General features: G+C 68.4%; 9 protein-coding genes and 1 pseudogene. 3 read left to right on the top strand and 7 right to left on the bottom strand.

Features of this window, described 5'->3' with window-relative positions:
- Positions 1-394 precede the first annotated feature (394 nt).
- Entirely contained in the window at positions 395-4,339 is a 3,945-nt protein-coding gene (eccCa, locus tag ACFPCY_RS37415; RefSeq protein WP_378263534.1) for a type VII secretion protein EccCa, read from the top strand.
- A gap of 15 nt (positions 4,340-4,354) precedes the next feature.
- Here eccCa and ACFPCY_RS37420 read toward each other — a convergent pair whose 3' ends face one another.
- Positions 4,355-4,612: a transposase gene (locus ACFPCY_RS37420; protein WP_378263536.1), complete on the bottom strand. Its 258-nt coding sequence runs from the start codon at positions 4,610-4,612 to the stop codon at positions 4,355-4,357.
- Between the two features lie 125 nt (positions 4,613-4,737).
- Positions 4,738-4,881: pseudogene (locus ACFPCY_RS37425) on the bottom strand (transposase); the annotation flags it as partial.
- Positions 4,882-5,160: 279 nt separating this feature from the next.
- On the opposite strand from ACFPCY_RS37425, the gene ACFPCY_RS37430 reads away from it, so the two are divergent.
- Positions 5,161-5,904, top strand: coding sequence for a DUF3800 domain-containing protein (locus tag ACFPCY_RS37430; RefSeq protein WP_378263538.1), 744 nt, complete (start codon positions 5,161-5,163; stop codon positions 5,902-5,904).
- Between the two features lie 381 nt (positions 5,905-6,285).
- Here ACFPCY_RS37430 and ACFPCY_RS37435 read toward each other — a convergent pair whose 3' ends face one another.
- The 5 genes from ACFPCY_RS37435 to ACFPCY_RS37455 all read right to left on the bottom strand — a co-directional run bounded on the left by ACFPCY_RS37435 (position 6,286) and on the right by ACFPCY_RS37455 (position 11,622).
- Positions 6,286-7,623, bottom strand: coding sequence for a hypothetical protein (locus ACFPCY_RS37435; protein WP_378263540.1), 1,338 nt, complete (start codon positions 7,621-7,623; stop codon positions 6,286-6,288).
- Positions 7,624-8,643: 1,020 nt separating this feature from the next.
- A complete protein-coding gene (locus ACFPCY_RS37440) occupies positions 8,644-8,961 on the bottom strand; it encodes a DUF6092 family protein (protein WP_378263542.1) in 318 nt (105 codons plus the stop codon).
- A complete protein-coding gene (locus ACFPCY_RS37445) occupies positions 8,945-9,535 on the bottom strand; it encodes a nitroreductase family protein (RefSeq protein ID WP_378263544.1) in 591 nt (196 codons plus the stop codon). The genes ACFPCY_RS37440 and ACFPCY_RS37445 overlap by 17 nt, the downstream gene beginning before the upstream one ends.
- A gap of 142 nt (positions 9,536-9,677) precedes the next feature.
- On the bottom strand, positions 9,678-10,889 hold the full coding sequence (locus ACFPCY_RS37450; RefSeq protein WP_378263546.1) for a cytochrome P450: 1,212 nt from the start codon (positions 10,887-10,889) through the stop codon (positions 9,678-9,680).
- Complete coding sequence (locus tag ACFPCY_RS37455) at positions 10,873-11,622, bottom strand: tRNA-dependent cyclodipeptide synthase (RefSeq protein ID WP_378263548.1); 750 nt, start codon at positions 11,620-11,622, stop codon at positions 10,873-10,875. Before ACFPCY_RS37455 ends, ACFPCY_RS37450 begins: the two co-directional genes overlap by 17 nt.
- Before the next feature lie 431 nt (positions 11,623-12,053).
- Between ACFPCY_RS37455 and ACFPCY_RS37460 the strand changes: the two genes are divergently transcribed.
- The gene (locus tag ACFPCY_RS37460) at positions 12,054-12,413 is read left to right on the top strand and encodes a nuclear transport factor 2 family protein (RefSeq protein WP_378263550.1); all 360 of its coding nucleotides are present in this window, start codon (positions 12,054-12,056) and stop codon (positions 12,411-12,413) included.
- Positions 12,414-12,448: the final 35 nt, after the last annotated feature.

Raw genomic sequence — 12,448 nt, forward strand, 5'->3', positions numbered from 1 at the left:
CCGAGGCGACTATGCGGCAGAATCCTCGAAAATATGTACATGAGGATGGCAGGGGAGCGAACCGGGTTTTAGGTTTCCGTCGGGCCGCCGCAAGGACATGTAGGCCAGCCCGGCCCTCTTCATCCGGGATCGGCGGGTCGTTGGATTCCTTACGGTTCGCGGGTGGAGGTGCCGGAGTCGGTGCACGGGGGAAGCGGTTGCTCGCCAAGTTGATCGACCGCTGTCCTGGACATGGTTCCGTTGCTCGGGCTGCTGAACCTTCTGTGGCAGTTCTGAGACCGTCCGTTCCACCAGTGCATTCACGACAAGCTGGCCGGTACGGCCGTCGTCGAGCATCGGCAGTACCCGCTGTTCGTGTGATCAGGCCGCGGGACGTCCGGCGGAGGATGAGTCGGTGACAACGCGAGTGGTGCATCGGCCCGCGCGGGTCGTCATGCCTCCTGAAGAGCCGAAGAAGCATCGGATCGAGGCGCCGCCGCAGCTGCCGGAGGCCGGCGGAGCCGGGACGCAGCTGTTCGCCGTGCTGCCGATGATCGGCATGATGGTGTCGCTGTCGATCATGACGGTGTTGCGGAATCCGGCGTTCATGGCGCTGGGGGCTGTGATGCTGGTGGTCGCGGTGCTGGCGGGGGCGGCTCTGCTGTTGTCACGGCGCGGGCAGGTGTCACGCCAGCGGAGAACCCAGCGCGAGCGGTACCTGGAGTACCTGGAAGAAGTCCGGGCGCAGCTCGGGGAAGCCGAGCAGGCCGCTCGGGACCGGGCGCGAACGCTCGACCCGCCGCCCGAGGCGCTCTACGACATCGTCCGCGATCCGATGCGGCTGTGGGAGCGCCGGCGGCAGAGTCCCGACTTCCTGCGGGTCCGCATCGGCACCGGGGAGATGCCCGGCCCGCCCCTGGAACTCGGCGAGCAGGCCAACGCGCTGACTCCGGCCGACGCGTTCATGATGGCCGAGGCCAAGGCCGCGCTGCGGCGCTTCGAAACCGCCCCGGACATGCCGCTGGCCGTGCCCCTGGACATGGCAGGCAATGTGAGCATCGTGGGCGAGCGCGCAGACGTCCTCGCGGTCATCCGGGCGATCCTCGCGCAGCTCACGGCCTTCCACGCACCTGAGGACGTCGCGCTCGGCGTCGTTCACGCGCCGAACGGCCTGGCCGACTGGGATTGGGCGAAGTGGATGCCGCACACCCAGGACCAGGACCGCAAGGACGGGCCCGTCCGCGCCCGGCTCATCTCCCCGTCCGCGCAGCAGCTCAGCTGGACGCTGGCGGACGAGCTGAAGGAACGTACCGATTTCGCGACCGAGATCCGTCGCGGTCTCGGCCAGAAGGAGGCCTACCGGCTCCTGCGCCGTCTGGTTCTCGTCTTCGACTCTCATGGGTCGGTCGCGACTGAGCTCGTCCGTCCCGATGACACGATTCCGCCGGCCGGGCTGGGAGTGACGGTCGTGCACCTGCTGGCCGATCAACGGCATGAGCCCGGGGATGTCAGCGTCCGCATCACCGTCCATGGCGTCCGCGTCCTCGTGGAGGATCTGCGGACGGGCGGCAGGTTCGAGGGGGAACTCGACCAGGTCCCGGCCGCCACGCTGACCGGACTGGCGCGAATGCTCGCCCCCTTGCGCCTGTCGGCCGAGTCGGTGGAGGAAACCGCCCGGCAGAGCGGTTCGCTCGACATCACCAGGCTGCTGGGCGTGGACGACGCCGAACGGCTTCCTCTGCACAGGCTGTGGGCTCCGCGCGGCGAGCGCGCGTTCCTGCGTGTTCCGATCGGCCTCGACGACAACGGGCAGCCGGTCATCCTCGACCTGAAGGAAGCCGCACAGTTGGGCATGGGTCCGCACGGATTGTGCGTGGGCGCCACGGGCTCGGGCAAGAGCGAGCTCCTGCGGACGCTGGTGCTGTCGCTGGCGGCGACCCACTCGCCCGAACAGGTCAGCATGGTGCTGGTCGACTACAAGGGGGGAGCGACGTTCGCGCCGTTCGCCTCGCTGCCGCACGTCGCCGGTGTGATCACCAACCTGGAGGACGACGCGGGCCTGATCGAACGCGCCTACACCAGCCTGTCCGGCGAGGTGCAGCGCCGCCAGCAGGTCCTGCGGGACGCGGGGAACATCGCGAGCATCGGCGACTACAACTACCAGCGCACCCACCACCGCCCCGACCTGCCGCCCCTGCCTCACCTGCTGGTCATCATCGACGAGTTCGGCGAGCTGCTGACGGCGCGGCCCGATTTCATCGAACTTTTCCTGTCGATCGGACGGATCGGGCGCAGCATCGGCGTTCACCTCCTGCTGTCCAGCCAGCGCATCGAAAGCGGCAAGCTGCGTGGCCTGGAAACGTACCTGTCGTACCGGATCGGATTGCGGACGTTCTCTGAGGAGGAGTCCCGGACCGTTCTGGACACGCCCGACGCCTTTCACCTCCCCGCGCTGCCCGGCTTCGGTTATCTGAAGGTCGATACCAGCCTCTACCAGCGTTTCAAAGGCGGGTTCGTCTCAGGCCCGTATCGCAGGCCGGTCGACGAAGAGGCCGACGAGACCGAGCGTCCTTCCGTCCGGCCATACCCCGCTTATGGCATGGCGGACGGGAGCGCTGAAGGAGGTCTGGCCGCCGAGGCGGCGATGCCCGAGCGGAGCGCCGGGCCGACTCTTCTGGACGTGTTCGTCCGTCAGCTCGTGGGGCAGCGCGTGCAGAACATCTGGCTGCCGCCGCTCCCCGCCGCCGCCGCGCTCAACCAGATCATCGGACCGCCTCAGAAGGCCCCCGAAGGACTGAAGGCACCAGCTCAGATCCGTCCGATGAACGTACCGGTCGGACTGCTGGACGACCCACGACGCCAGCGCCAGTACCGCTGGGACCTCGACCTGACCGTCTCCGGCGGCCACATCGCCGTGATCGGCGGGCCGCAGACCGGCAAGACCACCCTGCTGCGCACGCTGGTGCTGTCCCTGGCGCTGACGCACACCCCCGAGCAGGTGTCGGTGTACGCCTTGGACCTGGTCGGCGGCGGCCTGCACGCCCTGGCCTCCCTCCCCAACGTCGGGGGCGTCGCGGGACGCACCGACACTGAACGGGTCCGCCGGACCGTCGAAGAGGTCAAGGGGATGCTCGAGCACCGGCAGGAGGTCTTCCGCGAACACGGGATCGACTCGGTGGCGAGGCTCCGCCAGCTGCACGCCGAAGGCCGCGTCCCCGAGCTGCCGTGCACCGACGTCCTGTTGCTCATCGACGGGTTCGGCGCGCTGCGCACCGACTTCGAGGACATCGACGACGACATCTCCGATCTGCTGCAACGCGGCGGCGGCTACGGCGTCCACGTCGTCGCGGGAATGCTGCGATGGCACGACGTCCGCATCGCCATGCAGTCCAACTTCGGCCAGCGCGTCGAACTGCGGATCAACGACGCCGCCGACTCGGCCATCGACCGCAAGCTCGCCGAGACCATCTCCGCCCAGCAGCCCGGGCGAGCCCTCACCGACGCCAAACTGTTCGGCCACGTCGCCCTCCCCCGCCTGGACTCCAGGCTGGAGGCAGCCGACCTCGGCGAGGTCGTCGAGACCACAGCCGCCTCCCTACGCCGAGCATGGAGCGGCCCGACGGCCCCAGCCGTCCGGGTCCTGCCTCACCTTCTGCCCGCAAAGGACCTCCCCGCACCGGGCGCCGTCCCGGACGCCGTCCCCATCGGCGTAGACGAACGCGCGCTGGAGCCGGTGCTGCTCGACCTGTTCGGTGACGATCAGAACTTGCTCGTCCTCGGCGACGAGGAATGCGGTAAGACCACCCTGCTGCGCCTGGTCGCCGACGGCCTCATCGCCCGATATTCCTCCGCGGAACTGGTGTTCGCCGTCATGGACCCGCGCAGGACCCTCCACGAGGTGATCCCCGAGCCGTACCTGGGCGGCTACGCGGGCAACGCCCGTCTCGCGGCCGGACTGGCCACCGCCGTGGCGAAAGAGCTCGAAACGCGCCTCGACACCTCAGCCGAGAGTGCGCCACGCGTGGTCGTGCTCGCAGACGACTACGACCTGCTGACCACCGCCGGGCAGCAGCCCTTGGCCCCCTTCCTGCCGTTCATCCCCAGCGGACGCGATATCGGCCTCCACTTCGTCATCGCCCGCCGCGTCGCCGGCGCCAGCCGCGGCCTGTACGAACCCGTGCTCCAAGCCGTCCGGGAGAGCGGAGCCAGCGCCCTGCAGATGTCCGGAGACCGCTCCGAAGGCCAGCTGTTCCCACCGCACTACCCCGCACCCCTCCCACCGGGCCGAGGCCTATGGATCCAACGCGGCGGCTCGACCCGCCTCATCCAAACCGCGCTCCCACCTTCCGCAAGGGGCTGAGAGTTAGTCACAGAATTAGCGGACGAGACGTCGCCAGCAGATGATGGCTGCGGCCGGTGTCATGAGGGCCTGGTGGATGTCGTCGCGGGTCTCCCAGCGGATGCGCAGGCGACGGAACCCGTGGAGCAGGCCGATGGTGCGTTCGACGACGTAGCGGTGGACGCCCAGCCCTGAGCCGTGGCCGGTGCCGCGGCGGGCGATGACCGGTTCGATGCCCCGCCTCCAGAACAGCCGACAGTATTTGTCGTGGTCGTAGCCGCGGTCTGCCAGCAACTTCTTCGGTCCGGTTTTGGGCCGCCCTTGAGCGTCCGCACATGGGAGCTGTCGATCACCGCCCTGGACCAGTCGAGTTGGCCGGCGGGGTGCAGTTCCTCCAGCAGCAGCCGATGCAGCCGCTCCCACACCCCCGCGACGTGCCACTCGGCCAGATGGCGCCAGGATCTCATGCCCGACCCGGACCCCAGCTCCCGAGGCAAAAACTCCCACTCGGTCCCGGTGTGCAGCACGAGCAAGATCCCGCACAACACCTTCCGCTCGTCCAACCGCTTACGGCCGGCGTGAGTTATGACCCCTTACATGAAGCTAGTTCACCACTGCTAGGCCACGTCCAGGCGAGGGCGGCCGGCCATGGAAAGGATGGAACGTTCCCTTTCCATGGGACGTTGGGTAGGAACTCGCTGATCAGCAGAACGCGATTCTGAGTGGCCCGCGTCTCTTACCCGACTCGGCTTGAGGCGTGGCTCACAGCCGGCCGACGCGCCTCCGACACGTAAGAAGTATCAAGGCGCCCGTTTTGCCCCGGCAGGCGTATCCTCCCCCATGTGAGTCAAGGGCGACTGATCGCTTACATCGACGAGGCCGGGCAACGGTCAAGGACTCCCCTGTCCAGTGACCACTTCGTCATGTCCGCGGTGATCTTCAGGGAAGAGAACCGCCTTGACGCGGAGGAGTTGCTCGCCAAGCTGCGCGCGGACCTCGGCCGTCGCCCAGGCGACCACCTCACCTGGAAGAATCTGAAGCAGCACTCCCAGCGTCTGCACGCGGCGTGCAGCCTCGCCACTCGGGACTGGCTGACGATCTCCAGTGTGGTCGTGTGCAAGCGTCACATCACGCAGGGCACGGAGGGGATGAACGACGACCGCGCTTACCTGTTCACATTTCGGTTCTTGCTGGAGCGGTTGTCCTGGTTCGCCCGCGACCACGACTGCGAACTCAGCTACACCTTGGCGCACATTGTGCGGTTCAAGAAGGAGAAGCTCCGGGAGTACGAGGAAAGCCTGCGGTCAACGCCGGGCTGCGAGGTGGCCTGGGAGGCGCTCGACTCACGAGGTGGCCGGTTGGACCAACCGCAGCGCCTCGAACTGCTCCAACTGGCGGATCTTTCGGCTTCTGCGACCTTCGCCGCCTTCGAGCCTGATCGGTACGGCAACACCGAGACCAGGTATCTGACGGAACTGGCGCCGCGCCTGTATCGGCGCAAGCACAACCTCACGTCCTATGGTTTGAAGATGCATCCATGGGGTGAACTCACAAAGGCCGCCTACCCGTGGGTAGCGACCCTGTGAGCACGTCGGCCGGCTGAAGCCGTCGATGCGGGTGCCGCTGTTTCCAGTGGCAGACGACCGTCCGTGCACTCCTAGTGTTTACCAGAGCCCTCGGACAGTCAATCGGAGTCGGCCAACTTCACCTGGCCTTAATGGGCCTGGTCGATGACGTTTGAACCTGCTTGACCTGCTCAAACGACCCGAGGCTCCCTGGTCTTCGGTGGGGTGAGGAGCAGGACCTACCGGTCGGCATAGCGAGCGGCGCCGAGATGCTGGCTATCGCGGAGCGTGTTCGGCTAGTGAGCATTCACCGTCCGTGCGGCTGATGTACCAGCGTCGTATGGTGCGCCTCAACCGGCCTGCTCGCCACCGAAGAGCGCTTGCAGGCAACTTGGGTTTCGGTCAGCGGACGTCCACGTAATCGGCCGCGTAGACCGGCAGGTCGAGGGTGTCGCCTGCGAAGACCGCGTGCCATGTGCCGTCCTGCCTGGCGGTGAAGGTTCGGCTGAAGGCGCCGTGGGTGTCGGTGCGGACGGTGGCCGCGCCGACCCACTTCTTCGATCCGCGCGCCTGAAAGTAGATCTTCACTGTGCGCTTGCCGAGAGCCTTTCCGCCGGGCGCGAGCAGTGTCCCGCGCATGGTGAGTGCGCGTCCCTTCCGGACCGGGTCGGGCTTGGCGGACAGGCGCAACGCGGTGGCGAATCGGATGTCCAGGTGCACATTGTCGGATACGCCGCCCGCCAGGTCACCGCTCGGGTCGATCCGCGCAGACCACGTGCCGCGCTCACCCGCCTTCGGAGTGTGGGTGATCGATACGGTTCCGTCCCGGCCGGTCCTGCCGGATGCGATGAGCTTGGCCGGGCCGCCGGAGTCGGGACGGAAGTACAGCCTGAACGGTTCGTCGGGCAGGGGCCACGTCACGACGGTGTCGGACTGTGCGTCCGAGAAGCGACCAACGTCAGTGACTACCCGGAAGGTGAACGGCCGTCCCGGAACGAGACGATTGTCCGGCGCATAGAGCCAGATCCCCGTCGGGTGGATGGCCCGGATCGGCAACGGTGGCGTGGAGTTCGTCCGGTCGTACTCATAGGCGTCGGAGTACAACGTCGCTACCCAGCTCGCGCCGGCCCGGATCTGAATTCTGCCGGAGAACCGGCCGTCGGCCTCGACCCGCATACCGGTGAGGTTGTTGACGGGCGAGTTCGGCGCCTCCACACCGACCACGCCGATGAACGGCCGCCACCCGGCGGGCGTCAGCACCTCGGCGTGTCCGGACACCGCCACCCAGCTGCCCAACATGGAGCTCGTGGGCAGCGGGTTCAGGCTGAGCCGCGTCGGCCGCGACGTAATCGTGAACTGGTAATCGGCACATCCCTTGGCGTAGGTGGCGTCGAGGTCGCTGCAGACGGTCAGCATCCGGTAGCCGGGGTTGGTCACGGTGACCGAGAAACGCCCCTCGGCGTCAGTGCTCGCCTTGTCATGCGAACGGTCACCGGCGAACACCCGGACCGTGTGCCCGGCCAACGGCACCGACGTTCCGTCCGCCTGCCGCTGCACCAACCTGCCCGACAGCGCGACCTGCCGGTGGTCGTAGTCGAGATGGTCAGTGCTCGCCGCCGTGTCCACGATCTGCGTGGCAATACCCGACCGCGCCGGCGAGGCGAAGGCGGTGCCGGACGCCAACGCCCCCGCCGCGACCGATGTGGCAGTGAGAACGACGCCGATGCAGCGCATCCGCATGAAGGACTCCTCGTTGCTCCGCGCGGTGACGCCCCCGGCCCGAGCGCGCGAAGGCAGCACAGGATCCCAGAAAGCAACCCATACTGCGCAAGATCAACCCGTGACCGGTCCAGGCCGACCCGCACGAGGGCGGGCCACGACCGTGTCCACACGAAGATCAGGTTGCTGAACCGCCCCACCGTCGCGCACCGCTGGAGGGCAAAGCAAAGACGCGGTGGTCAGCAACGACCGCCGAAGCCCGATTTACCGCATCCCGCCGAATCTCATGATAAGTAGCCTTTAATCCGTAGGTTGTGGGTTCGAGTCCCACGCGACCCACTACGTTCGGCCTGCGGAAACGCAGCCATCGCCGCGTTCACCCAGCGCCGCTTCGTCCCGCTTCGTCCCTGCGGCTGCTCGCCGGTGAGTGGGCGGCCAAATGGAGAAAAGTGCCTCCGCTTGGCTTCCGCCTTCGGGTCATCTGGACCCCGCCCTCACTGACGCTGCTGCACACAGTCCGTCTCCTCCCGGTCACCACGTCCTGCCAAGTGCCTCGTAAGCCGGTGGTACGTCAAGAGACGAGATGTAGTTCGCGGGCGCAGTTTTTGAGACACGATCGTCCAGTTGCGACCTGCAGAGGCGCCCGAGTAGAGGCTCATACGGACGACCGCCTCAAAGACGATCACTTCGAGACACGCCAGGGCCATGCCCTTACACGCTCATACGCGTGTAAGGGCATGTAAGGGGCTTTCTCCTCCACTCCCCCGGGGCGCTCCCGGAGGGATCCGCGGCGCCGTGGCCCAGGCCCCCGTCCCCGTCCCCGTCCCCGCGATCCCCGCAGGGTCGGCCGCCGGTGACGGGATAACCGTTATTGCCATGTAGTGCGCGGCGCTTATCTCTGGCTGAGACAAGGTGCCCTTGTCGGGGTTCAACAGCGGGGGTCCGCTCCGACGCGAGACGCGCTCGGCTCCGCTGAGCCTCCTGCCTGGAGCGTCGACGGTGTCGAGTTGGAGCGGTCGACGGCGCGGGACGGGGCGGGGGCTAAGGCTGGTTTGCCGTCTTGTCGGCTTGGAGGCCGCGGGCCATCTCCAGGCACAGGTCGTCGAGCAGGGCGGCCACGTCGATCGGCGTTTTGGCGCGGTGGGAGTCCTCGATACGGGCGAGGACGTCCGTGTAGTGCTGGTTGGCGGCGCCGTCGGGGCCCAGCAGTGTCAGGGTGCGGCGCGCGGCGTCCAGCAGCCGGATGGGCCCGTAGCTCGACGGTTCGGTCAGCAGGCAACGGCTGCTGGCCAGCAGGTAGGCGGCCAGGCGGGCGAGTTCGGTGTCGCGGTGCGCGGGGCTGTCAGGCGTAGCTGTCATAGCGGACCACCTGGTCTATGGCGCGGCGTTCGGACGGGTGCGGAGGGCAGGCGGGGTGCCCGGCGGAGACCAGCAGGACGGGTTCGAGATGGGCGGGCATGTTCAGCAGCAGCCGGATCGGGTCGGGCAGGAAGGAGGACGCGGGGCAGGCGCCGAGGCCCAGCGCGTGCGCGGCGAGCAGGAAGTTCTCCACGGCCATGGCCACGCACAACCGGCCCAGCGGGCGGTCGGTGTTCGCGTCCTCGGCGGTGTACTGGGAGTGGTCATGGCAGGCGACCAGGAGCAGGGACGGAATCCCGATCACCCCGGGGGCGAACGCGCGCACTGACAGCAACCGCTGCGGTTCCCGGACGACGATGAAGGCCCACGCCTGCCGGTTGGAGGCGGTCGGAGCGGTCACCATGGCGGTGACCAGAGCCTCGACGTCGGCATCGCTGATCGGCTCGTCGGTGTACTCGCGGACCACGCTGCGCGTGCGCAGGACCCGCAGCACCGCGTCCGGGTCCGGGCGGGATCCGGACGCCGCCCCGGGCGGCTCGGATGACGGCTGCGCCCGCCTGGTGCCGGCAGCCATGTGATCACCTGACCCATCTGACGAGGGCGCGATTCTGACGAGGGCGCGGCGCCCTGCTGAACGAAAGATCTGTCGTCGGAGCCGAGCGGGCCGCCTTCTGCCGAGCCGTCCGCCCACCGACCCACCGGACCGACGCACCCGCTCACCAGCTCACCGGGATCGCCTGAGGTGTCCGGAAGGCAGCCCCTTTCGTCCATCGCAGGTCGTGTGCGGGCACGGCCAGGCGCAAGGGGGGCGCGCGGTCGGCCAGGGCGCCGACCGCGGCTTCGAGCTGCATGCGGGCCAGGCGGTTGCCGGGGCAGAAGTGCTTGCCGTGCCCGAATCCGAGGTGACCGGACGCGTCGCGCTCAGGGTCGAAGGCGTCGGGTTCGGTGAAGGCGGCCGGGTCGTGGTTGGCCGCCTCCAGCGAGATCAGGACGAGCGCACCGGCCTTGATCGCCAGGCCGTCCAGATCGACGTCCTCGGTCGCCACGCGTTTGGCGCCGCCCGTGGCCATCGGCGTGTAGCGCAGCAGTTCCTCCACGATCGCGGGGACGCGCTCCGGACGCTCGCGGGCGGTCCGCAGGGCGGACGGGTGGCGCAGCAGCGTGACCAGCGCGCTCGCCAGGAAACTCGCCGAGGTCCGGTACCCGGCCATGAACATCATGATGGCGAAGACGACCTGATCGCGCTGGTCGAGCACGTCCGCGGCGGCGAGCTTCCCGACCAGATGGTCACCGGGGGCGGCGGCGAGTTCGGGCAGGCGTCGCCGAAAGAAGCGGTAGATGTCCTCCTGCGCCTTCGCCAGGTCCTCGATCTCGTGCGGACTGAGCCCCGGCCCCCACGTCAGGGCGACGTCGGCGTGCGCGTTGAGCCGGTCCAACTCGTCGGGTTCCATGTCGCCGAGCAGCACCCGGCAGGTCACCGCGAAGGGCAGCCGGAGGGCCAGCCCGCTCCGCAGGTCGGCGGGAGAGCCGTCGCGGACCATGGTGTCCAGCAGCAGCCGGGCCTGCTCGTCCGTCCAGGGCCGGTGCCGTTTCGCCGTCCGCGGCCCGAGCGCCTCGGTGAGCATGTGGTGAAGTCCGGCCTGCCTGAGCGTGGTGATGACGTCGCCCGTGCCCTCGGGCGCCCGCAGCGGCAGCGGCTCCTGCCGGGGAGCCTCGGGACGCAGGGCCTCGGGCCCGCTCAACCGCGGATCGGCGAGGGCTCGCCGCGCCAGGTCGTAGCGGGTGATCAGCCAGGCCGGGTCCCCGGTGACGGTGGTCACCCGGCAGGCCGGGGCGCGCGCCGACCGCGCGGCGGCGTACCCCGGGGCCAACTCGAACCCCCAGTCACCGAACGGATAGGAGCGACCGCCCTCACTCACTGCCACCACCGCCGTCACCGTCGCCGCCATCCGGCTCTGGCGCATTTTCCTGTGGCCGTGCCACCACGTGGCCTTGCAGGGGCGAGACGTCCGTGTACGGCGAGGCGAACATCGCCTCGATCATGGGCATCCACCGGTGGTAGACGGTCACCGAGGACGGCACCCCCATGATCGTGGGCGTGTCCAGGCACAACGGCATCTCGGCGGCCAGGTAGTTCGTCCCCTCGTCGATCTGCTCGCCGGTGGGCTCCCCGCCCTTCAGGTAGGCCCTCAGCACGTGGCGACTGGCCTCGACGAACGCCTCCCGCAGGGCGGGGTCCGCGTCGAGGACCGCGTCGAAGTGGGCGCGCATGCGGCCGTAGTGGGGATGGTCGACGAAGTCCGACAGCAGGTGGATGCGCTGCTCGGCCCGCGCGACGCCGATGTCGTCCCAGGCGCGGGCGACGCGCCGACGGGTCTTCCCGGCCTTGTGGTTCGCGTTCTTCCAGGCCAGCGCGGGGGGCTGCCCGAGGGCCTGGTAGGTGTGCGTCAGCGACACGTCGGGCACCACCGCGTCCACCTGGTCGAACCTCGCCCCCGCCCAGCGCAGCAACGCCGACAGCCGCGGCTTGTTGAAATAGCCGTTGCCGGGACTCACCCCCACGAGGACGTGCTCGGCCCTCTCGTACAGCCGAGCGCAGTTCCGCGTGTACGGCGTCACCGCGAAGGACGCGGTCGCACCCCCCGGTTCACCCTCCTCCATGATCAAGCCTCCGTCATTGAATGTGACTCTAAGTATCCCCGTGCTTGCGGAGAGTTAAAACTTTGGATGTTGAGGGCCCACCCCGCGACGGGTTCCCGCATGGTGGACAGGCCGCAGGGCAACGGTTACGCGACCCTCGAGGAACTGGTGAGCGGGTTCACGCGGGACGGCTGGGCGCTCGGGGCATTCGCCGACGACACGGGCGAGATGATCACCGAGACCTATCAGCGTGCGGACGCCTCGCCACCAGCCCCGTCCAAAAGAATTCGACCTTAGCCACAGGGCAGTCCGGCGATCGATACGCGCGAGGAGATCGAAACGTTGCGGTCCTCGCCCGTCCCCGGTGATCGAAGTCCCGGATTCGGGCGCGAAGATCAGCCGAGCGTGAACCTCCTGGCGCGGATGCGGCGCCGGCTGGGAGGGTGAGGCTCATGGAAGACTTGCGGAACGCCGAGCGCCGACTTCAGACCGCGCAGCTCGCTGGAGATGTCGAAGCGCTGGATCGGCTGCTGGATGATCGGCTGCTCTTCACCTTCGGCGGGAACGTGCAGACCAAGGCGGACGACCTGGAGGTGCACCGCACTCGCACGCAGGTGCTGACGAAGCTGACCGAGGAGGAGCTGACCGTGCTCGCCGAGGGGAGCACCGGAGTGACATGGTTCCTCGGCACCGTCGAAGGGACCGTCTCCGGAACGCCGTTCGCGGCCCGGATGCGCTACACCCGAACCTGGCTCCACGACGAGACGCACGGCTGGCGAATCATCGCCGTGCACGCCAGCACAGCCGATTGACACGACCCACAGCCCCGGCCCTGGAAAGGCATCAG

This window comes from Actinomadura gamaensis, assembly GCF_042652125.1.
GTDB classification, from domain to species: domain Bacteria; phylum Actinomycetota; class Actinomycetes; order Streptosporangiales; family Streptosporangiaceae; genus Spirillospora; species Spirillospora gamaensis.

Excerpts from the sequence above, each read along its gene's own strand:
- ACFPCY_RS37435 (WP_378263540.1), bottom strand. The coding sequence starts at position 7,623 with ATGCGGATGCGCTGCATCGGCGTCGTTCTCACTGCCACATCGGTCGCG.
- ACFPCY_RS37440 (WP_378263542.1), bottom strand. The coding sequence starts at position 8,961 with ATGACAGCTACGCCTGACAGCCCCGCGCACCGCGACACCGAACTCGCC.
- ACFPCY_RS37445 (WP_378263544.1), bottom strand. The coding sequence starts at position 9,535 with ATGGCTGCCGGCACCAGGCGGGCGCAGCCGTCATCCGAGCCGCCCGGG.
- ACFPCY_RS37455 (WP_378263548.1), bottom strand. The coding sequence starts at position 11,622 with ATGGAGGAGGGTGAACCGGGGGGTGCGACCGCGTCCTTCGCGGTGACG.
- ACFPCY_RS37460 (WP_378263550.1), top strand. The coding sequence starts at position 12,054 with ATGGAAGACTTGCGGAACGCCGAGCGCCGACTTCAGACCGCGCAGCTC.